Origin of the sequence: Paenibacillus catalpae, from assembly GCF_900112695.1 — a bacterium.
In the GTDB taxonomy this organism is placed as follows: Bacteria; Bacillota; Bacilli; order Paenibacillales; family Paenibacillaceae; genus Pristimantibacillus; species Pristimantibacillus catalpae.
Window position 1 is genome coordinate 378,535 of the sequence record NZ_FOMT01000005.1, and the last position, 15,324, is coordinate 393,858.

Genomic DNA, 15,324 nt, shown 5'->3' on the forward strand with positions numbered 1-15,324 from the left:
TCAACAAGGGAAAGGAAGCATGAAATGAAATTTAGCGACATTGCTGAGGAACAGTGGGACGAGCTTAAACCATACCTCGATACATGCTTGCTGCCGGTCACAGGTATGAATGGGCTGGAGCAGCCGCATGAAGCGCGGATTGCACTGGAACAGTTAAGGGATGTTATGGATTTGATCGAGATTCCGTTTAAAGGAAGAATCGTAACTTATCCTGCGATGCATTACTTTCTTGAAGACTCTGAAGCGACATTGGTTTCTCGTACCTGCCGTTCCTTGAAAGAGACAGGATTTCGGTATGTTATTGTAATTTCGGCAAAGAATCTGAACGGTCTTGACTGCCCTGAAGCGGACCTGATTATTTGTCCGAATCCGAATGGAGAAGGGCCGACAGCAGCAATTGTGTCGAAAGCCGTGCAGGCTTTGTGGAATCGCGCTGAATTGTAAATGCTGGTAAAGCGCTGTCATATTCCAAACAGGGGCATTTTTGAATAAAAAAAATGGGATTTGGGGAAACAAAAGTTATGGCAAGGTTAATTGTGACAAATTGCCAACAAATTTATGAATGGCATTTTATAGGTAAACAAATCGCGAGCCATATTCTTGACGCTCCCAAGCACCTAGGCTATTATAGTGTATGTCCTAGTTCGTCAAGCGTTTTGCCGTGTGGCTAAACGCGAGAAATGGTTGGCAAAGGGGGTTAGAACAGAAGATGAGTAACCACGAACATCAAGAAACCGCGCATCGTCCGGTTCAACGCAAAGAGATGTCCCGGCGTCAATTTTTGTCGTATACGCTCGGCGGTACGACTGCATTTATGATGGGCGGCGCGGTCTTGCCTATGGTCCGTTTTGCGGTTGATCCTCTCTTGGCAAAAAAAGCTGAGGGAACATGGGTTAAAGTAGTTGAAGAGAGCAAAATAACATCAGAGCCTCAAGAATTCAAGTTCCAAATTCATCAGGTCGATGGCTGGTACGTAAGCGATCCGGAACTATCTGCCTGGATTACGAAAGATGCGAACAATAATGTTTTTGCACTTTCTCCGGTATGTAAGCACCTGGGTTGTACAATCGGATGGAATACGCTTGGCCATAACGAGTATGATTGTCCTTGCCATGGTGCACGTTATACCGTTGACGGGAAAAACATTACGGTAGCCCCAAATCCATTAGATGAATATGAAGTGAAAATTGAAAACGGTTTTGTGTACTTGGGTCCAATTAAAGCAAACTCTCGTGTATAGGAGGCTAATAGCAGATGTTTAAATCGATGTACAACTGGATTGACGAACGTCTTGATATTACGCCGCTATGGCGGGATGTAGCCGACCATGAAGTACCTGAGCACGTTAACCCGGCTCATCACTTCTCGGCTTTCGTATACTGCTTTGGCGGTTTGACGTTCTTTATCACTGTAATTCAGATTTTGTCCGGCATGTTCCTTACCATGTACTATGTACCGGACATTATCAATGCTTATGCGAGTGTTGACTACTTGAACCATAAGGTTGCCTTTGGCGGCATCGTCCGCGGCATGCATCACTTTGGCGCAAGTTTGGTTATCGTAATGATGTTTTTACATACCTTGCGTGTATTCTTCACGGGCTCGTACAAAGCACCGCGTGAAATGAACTGGGTTGTAGGGATGCTGATCTTCTTCATCATGTTAGGCCTTGGCTTCACAGGTTACCTGCTGCCTTGGGATAACAAAGCATACTTTGCGACGAAGGTAGGCGTACAGATCGCAGAATCCGTTCCGTATATCGGACCTTACATCGGCGAATTCCTGTACGGCGGCGACATTGTAGGCGCGCAAACGCTAACACGCTTCTTCGCAATTCACGTATTCTTCTTGCCTGGCGCGCTGATCGCAATGCTTGCAGCGCACTTCCTGATGATCCGGAAGCAAGGCATTTCGGGACCACTTTAAGCGAAGGGAGGATTTATTATGGCGCATGGTCATAAATCGAACGAGAAGGTCGTTTATGTTGGCGACTCGCGGGTGAAGAAAAGCAATCATCCAAACATTCCGCCAGATTATACGTCCTACCCCGGTAAATCGGAAGCGTTCATACCGAACTTCCTGCTTAAGGAATGGATGGTTGGCTGCGTAGTCCTGGTTGGTTTCCTGACATGGACAATCGCGGAAGGAGCGCCGCTGGGTTACCCTGCGGATCCTACGAATGCATCCTTCATTCCAATGCCGGACTGGTACTTCTTGTTCCTGTATCAGTTTCTGAAATATCCATGGGTTTCTGGCGACTATATCGTACTTGGTACGATGGGCGTCCCAGCTGTTATGTTCGGCGGTTTGCTGCTGGCACCATTCCTGGACACAGGTAAAGAACGCCGCTTCTATCGTCGTCCGATTGCTTCTTCACTGATGATCCTTTCATTGATTTCTTGTGTGTATTTGACAATTGTCTCATGGAATCACTATACGCATGAGCTTGAAGCTACAAATACAATTCCAGAGCATCATGTCCGTGAGGAAAAAGCTCGGGAAGCGCATGAGAAAGGTCAAGAGGCTCCAAGTGCTTCGAAGCCGGAAGATACAGCAGTTGCTCTTGTTGACGCTAATGATCCGGCAATGGATATTGCGAAGAAAGCGCAGTGCGTATCTTGCCACGCTGCAGATCTGAAAGGTAATCCGCCGCAAATTCCTGCTTTGACAGGAGTTGGCGACCGGTTATCGAAGGAACAGCTGGTTGAAACCGTAACGAATGGCCGCGGTGGCATGCCAGCCTTCAAAGATCAGTTGACAGCGGAAGAGATTGACCAATTAACAACTTGGCTTGCGAAACAAAAAGCGCCGGCTGAATAATAGCACGATGGAAACCTGATCGTATTTATGCGATCAGGTTTTTTTGAACCAAAATATGATGATTAGAGAGGGGCGTACATTCCGATGGGCATGCCTTTATCTTTGTTCTGGAGCCGATCTTTTTTATTGAATCGCTTCTTTTTATGGCTGATGTTTATTTGTAATTTCCTAGGAACGGTATACGGCTATATCTGGTATGGCAATCAGATTGAAGACACGGTGAGCAATCATCCGCTCTGGCAGGTTGTATTCGTTCCGGATAGTCCAACAGCAAGCTTGTTCTTCACGATCACGTTGCTGTATTGGCTGTTTCCGCCGCGTGGAGATTCACGGTTTGTTAATGGGGCTAGAATGATTATTGAAGGCTTGGCGGTTGTTACTTCTATTAAATACGGCATATGGGCGGTGTCCATGATTGTTGCGGGGAGCATGCAGGGGGATCCTCTTCAATGGGAGCACTGGATGCTGATGGCGTCCCATACGGCCATGGCGGTTGAAGTATTGCTGTATGCCAGATTTATGAAGGCAGGAGTTTGGGCTGCTGTAATCGGGACCTTATGGCTTCTGCTTAATGATACTGTGGATTACACCTACGATGTATTCCCATGGCTCTCGGATCGGCTTATGGATGATTTAACCGCGGTCAAATGGTTTACATACAGTTTAACGATCTTCAGCTTTATTGTTGGCGGGCTTGCTTTAAAGGCGAGAAAACAGACATAAGTTAGGACATCCCTTCATAAAGTTGTCATAGCAGATGCTTACGATGCAAGAATCACCGCATGGACCAAGAGAGGACGGGCCCAATGTGCGGCAATTCTTTTTAGGAGGGATGTCCATGAAGATACGCATTTTACTGCCATTATTCTTATGTATCGTCATGACCGTCTGTTCGGTTACGGTTGCCAAGGCCTTTCCTGCAGACCTGAACGGGACAGGCTATGCAAGCGAGTCGAGGAACGAGCTGCTTCGTTTAGACGAGTCGGCCGCAGCTTTATATCAAGCTGCTTATTTGAACAATCGCCAAGCCGGCTATAAATATGTCCAGCAGCTGGAGAAGCTCATGAGTAAAAGCGATATCAGACAAGCAGGACAAGCTGCAGGATGGGAGCTTATGGAGGATAGCATTTCCTCCATTTTGTTTACGCTGAAGAATGGCAGGCTTACCTCAGATTGGCTTACGGCAGCTGCCCGGATTCAATTGACGACGGACGCCTTGCTTCGTCCTGACCATGCTTTATGGCTGCAGTATGAGAAAGTCATGCTGGAGGATCTGGAGCGTGTTAATCGTTCCTGGAACCGCCAGACCGGTGATGGGGCTATAGCTGCAAGAGCGGCGATGAACAGCTTCAATGAACATTTATCGCGCATTGAAGCCGCTGCTTCGATGCAGCGGCCTGCAGAACGGATTAATGAGCTCCGGGATCGGATGCATTACACGAACGTGCTGCTGGAAGCAGGAATGAAGGGGCAAACCAAACAAGATTGGACGGATAACTCCATTCAAGATTTAGAGTTTTCGGTAAACCGGCTGTTCGATAATGGTCATTCGCAAGAGGAGGAACCGGTAGTCGCACCAATCGGAGAACCAAATCCAATCAGCTGGATATTGCTTCTGGGTGCCATTATTATGGCAGTGCTAACGTATACGGGCTGGAGGAAATATAAGCAGCAGCCATATGGTGTGAAGCCTCTTTCGTAGATTATTCCTCTTTGAACCCTTCACCAAGCACATCATGAACTTCGCTTATCACGGTAAAAGCTCTGGGGTCGATACGGCGTATTATGTTCTTAAGACGGCGCATTTCTTGCCGCTGAACAACGCAGTATACGACCTCTTTTGATTGTCCGGAAAAGGCTCCCTTGGCTGGCATGAGTGTTACGCCGCGGTCCAGCTCGGAAGTGATCTGGGAAGCCATCTCCTTGCCATGCTCGGTAATGATGGAGAAGGATTTGGCTGCATAGGCGCCATCTTGAATGAAATCAATCATCTTGGAGGCCACAAACACGGTAACAAGCGTGTACAATACTTTTTCAATCGGAATATAAAATAACGAAATCCCGATGATAACCGCATCGGACAGTAATATAAACTGCCCCATACTAAACGCTTTGCGGCGTGATGCAATCCTAGCGATAATGTCGACGCCGCCAGTTGTTCCCCCGGCCCGGAAGACGATGCCTAAACCGCCGCCTAATGTCACGCCGGCATAAAGGGCTGCAAGCAGGTAGTCATGGGAGTTGTGGAACGTGATAATCCAGCCTTTCTCAATCATCCACTCCATTAGAGCGAGGAACCCGGATAAGGAGACGATGCCAACCAGTGTATAAGCCATTTCGCCAAGGCCGAGCTTTCTCCACCCGATCAGGAAGAGCGGTATATTAAGAATCAGCGTGGATATGGACAGCGGGAATCCGGCAGCATAGTTAAGCAAGACGCCAATACCGGTTACACCGCCTTCCATGAGCTGATTAGGAATGACGAAATAATGTAGACCAAAAGCATAGATAGCGGTACCTACCAAAATAGGCAGTACAATTTGAAGCTGAAGCATGAATTTCCTCGGCATAGGTAAGGCTCCTTTTAAGTTCTTGGATAAGCTATTTATGTATTATAGCTTAACGGACGGCTCAAAAAACATTGTTTTCATCGCTTCTTTACGTTAACATAGGTGATATTAGCGTTATACATAAGAAAGAAAGGGTCACTTGCAGATGGCAGATAAATCTTTAGCCGATATCCAGCGTGAAGTGGACGCATACATCGGTCAATTCAAGGAAGGCTACTTCAGCCCGTTAGCTCTTATGGCGCGAATGAGTGAAGAAGTTGGCGAGCTCGCAAGAGAAGTGAATCATTACTATGGCGAGAAGCCCAAGAAGCCTAATGAAGAAGAAAACTCCATTGAGATGGAGCTTGGAGATATTTTATTTATTTTGTCCTGTTTTGCAAATTCGCTCAATATTGACCTGACGGAAGCCCATAACAAAGTGATGAATAAATTCAATACTCGTGACGCTAACCGCTGGACGAGAAAAAACGCCGAACAGTAGAACGACCTCGAACATATGCTGTACCATCAACCTGTGTACAAGGAGGATGGGCAGATGGACGGGGAAAGCTGCGTGAGGAAGGCGTATGAGTTTATTCTAAACAGTGATTTCGAACAGGCGATTTATTGGTTCGAGCAAGCCATTGCGGCAGAACCTCTAAATGCGAGCTATCAACATAAATGTGCAGTTTCATGCGCCCGTAGCGGCAAATGGAGCAAGGCGCATCAATATGCGAAGCAAGCGGTAGAGCTTGAAGGTAATCATCCCGAATATCTATATCATTTGGAAACCATTGAATCGCGGCTATTGGTCGCCTCGGCAGAACTTAAGCTTGCGGAGGAACCGTCACAGTATATGGATGCAATTCCACTGCTGCAGCAAGCGGCTGAACTTGATCCGCTTAGCTTCGAGGCCTTTTATTTGCTTGCGTTAACCTATTCGGAGATAGGGCGGATTGAGGAAGCGGTCATTAGCGCGAGAGAAGCGATTAGATTAGATCCCGGACATTCCGCGGCGCGCCGCTTATTCGCCGATGTGAATCGGAAGCGCAGAATGATGCGCAAACGGGTGATGGGCAAACAACAAAAGAAGGAATAGGTGATCTTGGTGGCAATTAAGGTAGCAGTAATCGGAGCAAGCGGCCGTATGGGCCGTGAAGTTGTGAAAATGGTGCTGGAGGACGAGGCGCTCGAGCTCGTTGCTGCCGTCGCTCCTTCAGCAGGTCCTGTAGATGCCGGCGTATTCGCAGGGAAAGCCAATACCGGTGTTATCGTTAGCGCAACCATTGAAGAAGCTTTCAGCAATGCAAAGGCAGATGTGATGGTTGACTTTACGGTACCCGTACTCGCTTATCAACATACAAAGGTTGCCATCGAGCATGGCGTCCGACCAATTATGGGCACAACCGGCTTTACACCGGAACAAATCGAAGAGCTGGACAAGCTTTGCCAGGAAAAAGGCATTGGCGGTCTGATTGCGCCTAACTTTTCGATTGGTGCTATTCTGATGATGAAATTCGCGGCGGAAGCATCCAAATATTTGCCGCATGTCGAAATTATTGAGTATCATGGCGACCAAAAGCTGGATGCTCCGTCTGGTACATCGATCAAGACAGCGGAACTGATCTCGCAGGTACGCCAGGAGCTGCGCCAAGGCAATCCGAACGAGGAAGAAGTCATCGAAGGCGCACGCGGCGGTTATTATAACGGCTTCCGTATACATAGTGTCAGACTCCCGGGAGTGTTCGCACAGCAAGAAGTCGTATTTGGCGGCTATGGCCAAACACTCAAGATCCGCCATGATTCTTATGACCGTGCCGGTTATATGCCAGGCGTTAATGTAGCCGTTAAGAAGGTAATGAACTACAGCGGCATGATTTATGGCTTCGAGCATGTAATGGACTAATTTCTTATACAGCGTAGAAAGAGTGGGATTATAGATGTTGAAAATTTCTTTTATCGCGCATGACCGGAAAAAAGAAGAAATGGTTAATTTTGTGACCGCTTATGAAAGCGTCTTTGCGCCACATGAATTATATTCCACTGGTACTACTGGTACCCGGATTATGGAAAAAACAAATCTGCAAATTCAACGCTTTATGTCGGGTCCGCTTGGCGGAGACCAGCAGATCGGCGCATTGGTTGCACAAAATGAGATGGATCTGATCATCTTCCTTCGTGACCCGCTTATGGCGCAGCCGCATGAGCCGGACATTATTGCCTTGCTTCGCCTTTGCGATGTACAGGGGATTCCGGTTGCAACCAATGTGGCAACGGCAGAATTGCTTGTCCGGGCACTTGCGCGCGGTGACTTTGCTTGGCGCGAGCTTGTTCACAAATACAAACCGGGTGTGGATCAACCATGAGTGAGCCGCTTGATATTCTCGTCTTTGGCGCACATGCAGATGATGCTGAGATCGGAATGGGCGGCACGATTGCGAAATATACGGCTGCCGGGAAACGGGTTGGCATTTGTGATTTAACCGAGGCGGAAATGTCTTCAAACGGCACCGTGGAGCTAAGGAAGCAGGAAGCTTCCGCGGCTTCCTCGGTGCTTGGTTTATATACCCGTACGAATCTCGGACTCCCTGACCGGGGGCTTGAAATTAGTAAGATGCATATCGACGCAATCGTTGCTGAGATTCGCCGTACGCGTCCGCGTATCGTGTTTGCTCCTTATTGGGTTGACCGTCATCCAGATCATATTGCCTGCGGCAAGCTGGTTGAAGAAGCTGTCTTTAATGCCAAGCTTCGCCGTTATATGCCGGAATTACCGGCTGTACAGGTTGAGCAATTAATTTACTATTACATAAATGATGTAGACGATGTATCCCTGATGGTTGATGTTTCGGATTATTACGATCAGAAGAGACGATCCTTGATGGCTTATCAATCCCAATTTCAAACAGCAGCACCCGGTGAGGATCGTGTGGCAACGCCTCTCACAGACCGTTATATCGAACGGGTAGAGGCACGCGACAGTCTGCTTGGCCAAACCCGCAGCTGGAAATATGCGGAGGGCTTTGCCATTAAGCGTCCGCATGCAGTGGAATGGTTTTAACATAAGGAAAAAATTGAGGGACTTTCATAAGCCTGATTTTTGTCGAATATATAGATTATCAGCATGTTACACGAAAGGGTGGACAAACGAATGGCACGTAAATTGAAAATTGGCATCACGTGTTATCCTACCCTGGGCGGTTCCGGCGTGGTTGCTACGGAGCTTGGAAAACTGATGGCCGAGCGAGGCCATGAGATTCATTTTATTACCCATAGCATACCGTTCCGTCTCGGGAAGTTTAATAAAAACATTTTTTTCCATGAAGTTGAAGTAAATGATTATTATGTATTCCGTTATCCTCCTTATGATTTGTCTTTAGCAAGTAAAATGGCCCAGGTGGCCAAAATGGAGAAGCTTGATCTGCTTCATGTTCATTACGCTGTTCCTCACGCTGTTTGCGCGCATCTTGCGAAGCAGATGATTGGTGACGGCTTCAAAACGGTGACAACGCTGCATGGAACCGATATAACCGTGCTTGCACAGGATGAGTCGCTGAAGGATCTGATCCGGCTTGCTATTAACGAAAGTGATGCCGTTACGGCGGTATCACAGGATTTGATTAATGAAACACGACAGCTTTTGGATATTACCCGTCCAATTGACCTGACTTACAATTTCGTGGACAAACGCGTTTATTACCCGCGGGAGGCCGCGTCGCTGCGCGCGGATTATGCGGAGCCTCACGAGAAAGTGCTTATGCATATTTCAAACTTCCGTCCGGTTAAACGCGTAAGTGATGTTGTGGAAATTTTCGAACGTGTATCCTCCAAAATTCCGGCTAAACTGATGCTTGTAGGCGAAGGGCCGGAATTGTCCAAGATTCAATGCAAGATCCGCCAGATGGGTCTGGAAGACCGCGTTCATTTCCTTGGCAAGCAGGAGGATGTTGCTCAGGTTATTTCAATGGCCGATCTGCTGCTCTTGCCTTCGGAGAAGGAGAGCTTTGGCCTGGTTGCGCTTGAAGCGATGGCTTGCGGCGTACCTACCATTGGTTCGAATGCAGGCGGTATCCCCGAGCTGGTTACGCATGGTGAGACCGGCTACTTATGCCCAATTGGTGATGTAGAGGGAATGGCCCATTATGCTACGCAGCTGCTGAGCGATGAGAAGCTTCATGAATCGTTTAAAGAAGCATGTTTGTTCCGTGCGCGCAATGAGTTCTGTAATGATGTCATTACAAACCAATACGAACAAATTTATTATCGGGTTCTCGGAATGGAAGCTGATTTACCGGTTCCGGTATGTGAGGCTTAGAACAGGAAGGAAGTGCCGACTCTATGGGAATACGCTTCACTCTGCCAACACTGATGGAGCAGGCTTTGCCGGTGCTCGAGAAGCTTGCTCAGAACGGCTTTGAAGCGGTATTTGTCGGAGGCTGCGTAAGGGATACGGTTATGGGACTGCCGATTAAAGATGTGGATATTGCGACCTCGGCCAGACCTGAGCAGGTTCTGTCCCTATTCCCTCGCTGCATCCCGACAGGGCTGCAGCATGGGACAGTTACCGTCCTGCATGATGACGTTCCTTACGAAGTGACGACCTTCCGGACGGAATCGGAATATGAGAAGCATCGCCGCCCTATGCGGGTCGAGTTCATCGACCGTCTGGACGGCGATTTGCTGCGCCGTGATTTAACGATTAATGCAATGGCGATGAATGCGGCAGGGGTGCTGTACGATCCGTTTAACGGCTTAGTTGACCTGGACAAAAGAGTAATCCGTTGCGTAGGCGATGCGGATGCGAGATTCCAGGAGGATGCGCTTAGAATGCTACGCACTATCCGTTTTGCCTCGCAATTTGAATTCTCCATCTCACAATCGACCTGGAGAGCGCTCCTCCGATATCGAGAGCTCCTTCAACATATTGCGATGGAGCGGGTTCAATCGGAGATTGACCGCATGATAAGCGGCGCTCATCCCGATCGGGCCTTGCAGCTGCTCGCAGCGAGCCGGCTGCTGCAGCATTGCGGAACATCCTTGCCGGTTGCAGCTAAGCTGGCAGAAGGCTGTTCCGGTGCCGCGGATTCAAAGTCGGCGCTCTACTATCCTTTTCGCGAGCTGAACGAGCTTGAAGATGCCGACTCGCGTTATGGAGCCATATTCATGGCTCTAGGCATACCGCTTCTTCAAGCGGAAGAGACGTTAAAGGCATTGCGTTTTCCTGCGCAGCGGATGAATGCCATTACAGCCATTCTGTGCATGCAGGCTGCTGTTGATAACAAACAAAAAGATGATTTACGTCTCGCCTGGACGTATGCGGTGCTTCACTATGGGGAAGAGTCTGCCCTCAGATGGCTGTCGATTGTGCATGGGAACAAGCAGCATGTCCTGCATTCCCAAACCAATCAATTAAGCACATGGTTAAACAGCATGCCAGCCGTTACTTTAAAACAGCTGAAGCTGAATGGCAGACAGCTCGCTGAAGGCTTAAATAAGGAACCTGGAACCTGGACCGGCCTGCTGCTAAAGCGTCTCTTGCTGGATGTCGCGCTGGACAAGCTGCCCAATGAACAGGAAGCACTTCTAAAGCAAGCTCAAATATGGAATATCGAGGACCAATCATGATGCCAACGAACCGATTGCTTGAATTATTTGAACAAAGTCCCGGTCAATATGTGTCAGGAGAAATGATCAGCCAGGAGCTGGGGGTCAGCCGTACAGCCGTATGGAAGCAGATCAAGAAGCTGGAATCGTTAGGCTATGTATTTGACGCTTCACGGCGCCTCGGCTATAAGCTGATCTCTTCACCGGATACGTTGTCTGTTCCGCAGCTGATAAGTCAGCTCAAATCCAAAGTGTTTGGCCATTCGATCGATTGGCATGAAGCCGTTGATTCGACGCAAAATAGGGCGCAAAGATTAGCGGAGGAAGGCGCGCCTGAGGGTACGCTTGTCATTGCTGAGCAGCAGCTTAACGGGCGCGGCCGAATGGGACGCGGATGGGTGTCCCCGCAGGGCAAAGGGATATGGATGAGCATGATACTTCGTCCATCTGTACCCATTCATTTTGCTCCGCAGCTTACGCTTCTTACAGCGGTTGCGTTATGCCGCAGCCTGCGCCGGCTGACGGCACTGCCGATTGGCATTAAGTGGCCTAACGATCTGCTGGTTGAAGGCAAGAAAATTAGCGGGATATTGCTCGAGTCCACTGCAGAAGAGGAACGACTCCGTTATGTCATTGCCGGAATCGGCATTAGCGTGAATCTGGAGCAATCGGATTATCCGGAGGAAATACTTAATAAAGTTACTTCCTTGCGTATTGCCAATGGCGGAGAAGGCTTCGACCGGACTACGGTTATTACTGACTTTCTGCAGGAGTGGGAGCAGCTTTATTTCCTCTATCTGGAGAACGGGTTTACTCCGATTATTACGCTTTGGGAAGCGTTATCGGTATCCCTTAATCATCCCGCAAGACTGATTACCCCTCAAGGTACGATTGACGGGGTTCCGATCGGCCTCGATGCCAGCGGTGCGTTAAAGGTCCGCAAAGAGGATGGAAGCACGGTTATCGTATTCTCGGCGGAAATGGGCGAGCCCGTACGCTAAAAGCGTTTACGGGCACGCCTTTTTTTGCTACTATAAAAGAAGCAGGCGGTATCTGGTAAGAGCTGCACTGCAAAGGGTATTAGATGTTGTAGAATTAGCAAGGCAAACTCTGCTCTGAGCCGTAGGGACCGAGACAGAAGGAAGCAAACCGTTAACATACGTTTCCTTTTTCGTTCGGGAACCTTTTTAGCAGCGGCTAAAAGGTTTTTTTGTGTTTATCCTAAAACTTAAAAGGGGATGAAACTAATGAGGAAACGTCTGACAATTACCAGCCTCAAGAAAATGAAGCAGGACAAAAATCCAATCTCGATGCTGACCGCTTACGATTACCCGTCCGCCGTTCTGGCGGAGGAAGCCGGACTGGACGTTATTCTGGTCGGAGATTCGTTAGGCAACGTTGTACTCGGTTACGACACAACGATACCGGTCACGCTCGATGATATGATTTATCATACACGCGCTGTAGCGCGCGGAGCGAAGAACACTTTTATTGTAACGGATATGCCGTTTATGACTTATGGAATCGGTCGGGAATCAACGCTCCGCAATGCAGCAAGATTGATGCAAGAGGGCGGTGCACAGGCTCTGAAGCTGGAGGGAGGCACGGAAATTGCTTCCGAAGTAGGAGCTTTGGTGAAAGCGGGCATTCCGGTTATGGGACATATCGGTCTTACACCGCAATCCGTGCATCAGCTTGGCGGCTATAAAGTACAAGGCAAGCTGGAGAAGGAAGCCGAGAAGCTGATGGAGGATGCCAAAGCGCTTGAAGCTGCAGGGGCATTCGCAATCGTGCTGGAGCTCGTTACCGAGCCGATTGCAGAGGCCATCAGTAAGGAACTATCGATTCCGACCATCGGCATCGGCGCGGGCCGCGGCTGTGACGGCCAGGTTCTTGTGTATCACGATATTTTGCAATATTCATCTCCTTATATCGAGAAAAAAATGGTCAAAACGTACGCCGATATCGGATCAACGATCCGCAATGCAATCAGCAGCTACGTCAGCGAAGTGAAAGCCGGTGCTTTCCCTGCCGAAGAGCATACGTTCGGAGCAAAGCCGGCTGCCATTAATCATCTGTATGGCGGTGGAGAAGCTGCAAACAGCAGCAGCAACCAGGCAACCAGAGAGGAGTCCCCCAAGCGTGATTTTGTGTCGAACCATAGCTGAACTTAAAAACGAACTTTATTCGATAAAACATTCCAATGACCAAGCCACGATTGGCTTAGTGCCAACAATGGGATTTCTGCATGAAGGCCATGCCAGCCTAATGCGTCAGTCTGTAGCGGAGAACATCGCTTCGGTATTATCTATATTCGTGAATCCTATGCAATTTGGACCTAATGAAGATTTCGAGCGTTATCCGCGTGACGAGGCAAGAGATCTGGCGATAGCGAAAGAGAATGGCATTGATATCGTATTTATGCCGGAAGTGAAGGAGATGTATCCCTCCAAACCGCGTACTTCGGTTATGATAAGCCAGCTTACCGAGCGTTTGTGCGGAGCTTCGAGACCTGGTCATTTCGACGGGGTAGGCCTTGTTGTCAGCAAGCTGTTCCATCTGGTTCAGCCTGACCGGGCGTATTTCGGAATGAAGGATGCCCAGCAGCTTGCTGTTATTCAGCAGATGACGGATGACCTGAACATTCCTGTCGAGATCGTTCCGTGTCCTATCGTGCGGGAGCCTGACGGTCTTGCGCTCAGCTCGCGCAATGTGTACTTGTCAGCGGAGCAGCGGCAGCAAGCCGTCGTGTTATCCCAGTCTCTTGCCCTTGCGAAGCAAATGGTGGAGGAGAAGGGGATTACTCCCGAAGAGCTGATCGCACGGGTAAAAGCCAAAATCAGTGAAGCGGGTCAGGCCGAAATCGATTATGTGGAATGGCTGACCTATCCTTCTCTGGAGCTGCCTGCATGGAATGAGCCAATTGCGGATCACAGCGAAAAGTATATTTTGGCGCTTGCCGTTAAATTTGGCTCCACACGCCTAATTGATAATGCCTTATTCGTACCAAATACCAGAGGTGAATGATCATGTATAGAACGATGATGAAGTCGAAGCTGCACCGGGCTACCGTCACGGAAGCGAACTTGAACTATGTCGGAAGCATTACCATTGATGAGGATTTAATGGATGCCGCGGACATCTGGGAAAATGAAAAGGTGCAAATCGTAAATAACAACAATGGAGCACGCTTTGAGACGTATGTCATTACGGGTAAACGCGGCTCCGGCGTCATTTGCCTGAACGGCGCGGCAGCACGTCTGGTTCAGCCGGGAGATAAGGTTATTATCATTTCTTATGCCTCCATGTCGAATGAAGAAGCACGCCAGCATAAGCCGATTGTGACGATTCTGGACGACGATAACCGCCCGCTGAAAAGCCTGACGGAAGAGATTCACGCGACCATTTTGTAAAGGTCCGGTTCCAGCACTATGTAACGAATGGCATGGGGTATGAAAAGCACCCCCGAAACAAAGAATGAGCATAACACTCCTCAATTCTTTGGTGAAGGCGGGATGCGTAATGTTCCAACAAATGTTCGAAGCCATGAATGAAATGCTGGATCACCTGATCGAGGTCTATCCTAAAGCAACCGGCGAGCAGAAAGTTCAATATGATGAGCAAATGGCCATGCTCAAAAAAATGAGCGATTCGCTTGTCGAGCAGTGGATTGAATTCGAAGAAAAGTTTTCCTTATTTGTAGAACAGCATGCTGGAACATTGGAAGGCCCTGCGTCAAAAATGATTCCGCCGCCTCTACATGCAATGGAGAGCAGTACTGAATTAGGTGAGCCTCCGGCAAAGGCAGCATCTGCAGCGCCATCACCGGCTAAGCTGCCTTCCGTGCAGCAGCCCGTTCCTCAGGCTGCTGTGGAGAAGACAGAACAGGTTACGGCGGAAGAAGCTTATAATGCGGAGCTTGATATGGAGGTTCCTTATGAGTACGCGATGATGATTTCGAAGGGGCAGGGGTATTATAAATTATTTATGTTTTCCGATGCTGCCACTCATTTTCAATCCGCGGTCTCATACCTTCCGGAATGCAATCTGGCGAGGCTTTATCTGGCAATGACGCATATGCATCTGCAAAATTGGAGTGAGGCGCAGCGGCATTTCCAGTTGCTGGTTTCATTAACGGACTATCCGAAATGGCGTGCTTTAGGCTATAATGCCCTTGGGTGCATTCAAGCGATCTATATGAACATGGAGCAGGCAGAGCAGTTTTTCATTAAAGCTTACGAAACCTGCCCGAGCTTCAAGGACCCGTTAAACAATTTGAAGTGTTGTAAAGAAACGCCGCAGCAATTATCCTTATTTTTCGGCAGTACCGAGCTTTGCTGCTTATGAGGGG

Annotated in this window: 19 protein-coding genes; 18 read left to right on the forward strand and 1 reads right to left on the reverse strand. The window is 48.6% G+C overall.

What is annotated here, in order from left to right; translation table 11 throughout:
* Positions 1 to 24: 24 nt before the first annotated feature.
* The 6 genes from BM200_RS23220 to BM200_RS23245 all read left to right on the forward strand — a co-directional run bounded on the left by BM200_RS23220 (position 25) and on the right by BM200_RS23245 (position 4,522).
* Positions 25 to 444 (forward strand): DUF2487 family protein, encoded by a 420-nt coding sequence (locus BM200_RS23220; protein ID WP_091189035.1) that lies wholly within the window; start codon positions 25 to 27, stop codon positions 442 to 444.
* 265 nt (positions 445 to 709) lie between these two features.
* The gene (locus BM200_RS23225) at positions 710 to 1,240 is read left to right on the forward strand and encodes a Rieske (2Fe-2S) protein (protein ID WP_091189036.1); all 531 of its coding nucleotides are present in this window, start codon (positions 710 to 712) and stop codon (positions 1,238 to 1,240) included.
* Positions 1,241 to 1,254: 14 nt separating this feature from the next.
* Positions 1,255 to 1,926 carry a menaquinol-cytochrome c reductase cytochrome b subunit gene (gene qcrB, locus BM200_RS23230; protein ID WP_015844031.1) on the forward strand — a complete coding sequence of 224 codons (672 nt, stop codon included), beginning with the start codon at positions 1,255 to 1,257 and terminating at the stop codon, positions 1,924 to 1,926.
* 18 nt (positions 1,927 to 1,944) lie between these two features.
* Positions 1,945 to 2,820 carry a menaquinol-cytochrome c reductase cytochrome b/c subunit gene (locus BM200_RS23235; RefSeq protein WP_091189037.1) on the forward strand — a complete coding sequence of 292 codons (876 nt, stop codon included), beginning with the start codon at positions 1,945 to 1,947 and terminating at the stop codon, positions 2,818 to 2,820.
* Between the two features lie 90 nt (positions 2,821 to 2,910).
* Entirely contained in the window at positions 2,911 to 3,543 is a 633-nt protein-coding gene (locus tag BM200_RS23240; protein ID WP_091189293.1) for a DUF1405 domain-containing protein, read from the forward strand.
* 115 nt (positions 3,544 to 3,658) lie between these two features.
* Positions 3,659 to 4,522, forward strand: a complete 864-nt coding sequence (locus tag BM200_RS23245) for a sporulation protein YpjB (protein WP_175532981.1) — start codon at positions 3,659 to 3,661, stop codon at positions 4,520 to 4,522.
* Between the two features lies 1 nt (position 4,523).
* Here the strand turns inward: BM200_RS23245 and BM200_RS23250 are convergent, their stop codons facing one another.
* A complete protein-coding gene (locus BM200_RS23250; protein WP_091189039.1) occupies positions 4,524 to 5,390 on the reverse strand; it encodes a YitT family protein in 867 nt (288 codons plus the stop codon).
* Between the two features lie 145 nt (positions 5,391 to 5,535).
* On the opposite strand from BM200_RS23250, the gene BM200_RS23255 reads away from it, so the two are divergent.
* The 12 genes from BM200_RS23255 (at position 5,536) to BM200_RS23310 (ending at position 15,320) form a co-directional block, all read left to right on the forward strand.
* Positions 5,536 to 5,871 (forward strand): nucleotide pyrophosphohydrolase, encoded by a 336-nt coding sequence (locus BM200_RS23255; protein WP_091189040.1) that lies wholly within the window; start codon positions 5,536 to 5,538, stop codon positions 5,869 to 5,871.
* A gap of 54 nt (positions 5,872 to 5,925) precedes the next feature.
* A complete protein-coding gene (locus tag BM200_RS23260) occupies positions 5,926 to 6,468 on the forward strand; it encodes a tetratricopeptide repeat protein (RefSeq protein WP_175532982.1) in 543 nt (180 codons plus the stop codon).
* Between the two features lie 48 nt (positions 6,469 to 6,516).
* Positions 6,517 to 7,275, forward strand: coding sequence for a 4-hydroxy-tetrahydrodipicolinate reductase (dapB, locus tag BM200_RS23265; RefSeq protein ID WP_425434618.1), 759 nt, complete (start codon positions 6,517 to 6,519; stop codon positions 7,273 to 7,275).
* Between the two features lie 34 nt (positions 7,276 to 7,309).
* Positions 7,310 to 7,735, forward strand: a complete 426-nt coding sequence (gene mgsA / locus BM200_RS23270) for a methylglyoxal synthase (RefSeq protein ID WP_091189042.1) — start codon at positions 7,310 to 7,312, stop codon at positions 7,733 to 7,735.
* Positions 7,732 to 8,430 (forward strand): bacillithiol biosynthesis deacetylase BshB1, encoded by a 699-nt coding sequence (bshB1, locus tag BM200_RS23275; protein WP_091189043.1) that lies wholly within the window; start codon positions 7,732 to 7,734, stop codon positions 8,428 to 8,430. Before mgsA ends, bshB1 begins: the two co-directional genes overlap by 4 nt.
* Before the next feature lie 90 nt (positions 8,431 to 8,520).
* A complete protein-coding gene (bshA, locus tag BM200_RS23280) occupies positions 8,521 to 9,684 on the forward strand; it encodes an N-acetyl-alpha-D-glucosaminyl L-malate synthase BshA (RefSeq protein ID WP_091189044.1) in 1,164 nt (387 codons plus the stop codon).
* Positions 9,685 to 9,707: 23 nt separating this feature from the next.
* Entirely contained in the window at positions 9,708 to 10,994 is a 1,287-nt protein-coding gene (locus BM200_RS23285; RefSeq protein WP_091189045.1) for a CCA tRNA nucleotidyltransferase, read from the forward strand.
* Positions 10,994 to 11,974 (forward strand): biotin--[acetyl-CoA-carboxylase] ligase, encoded by a 981-nt coding sequence (locus BM200_RS23290; protein WP_091189295.1) that lies wholly within the window; start codon positions 10,994 to 10,996, stop codon positions 11,972 to 11,974. The genes BM200_RS23285 and BM200_RS23290 overlap by 1 nt, the downstream gene beginning before the upstream one ends.
* A 246-nt stretch (positions 11,975 to 12,220) precedes the next feature.
* Complete coding sequence (panB, locus tag BM200_RS23295) at positions 12,221 to 13,141, forward strand: 3-methyl-2-oxobutanoate hydroxymethyltransferase (protein WP_091189046.1); 921 nt, start codon at positions 12,221 to 12,223, stop codon at positions 13,139 to 13,141.
* The gene (gene panC, locus BM200_RS23300; RefSeq protein ID WP_091189047.1) at positions 13,116 to 14,000 is read left to right on the forward strand and encodes a pantoate--beta-alanine ligase; all 885 of its coding nucleotides are present in this window, start codon (positions 13,116 to 13,118) and stop codon (positions 13,998 to 14,000) included. The genes panB and panC overlap by 26 nt, the downstream gene beginning before the upstream one ends.
* A gap of 2 nt (positions 14,001 to 14,002) precedes the next feature.
* Entirely contained in the window at positions 14,003 to 14,386 is a 384-nt protein-coding gene (gene panD, locus BM200_RS23305; protein WP_091189048.1) for an aspartate 1-decarboxylase, read from the forward strand.
* 109 nt (positions 14,387 to 14,495) lie between these two features.
* Positions 14,496 to 15,320, forward strand: a complete 825-nt coding sequence (locus BM200_RS23310) for a hypothetical protein (RefSeq protein WP_091189049.1) — start codon at positions 14,496 to 14,498, stop codon at positions 15,318 to 15,320.
* The last annotated feature ends 4 nt before the right edge of the window (positions 15,321 to 15,324 follow it).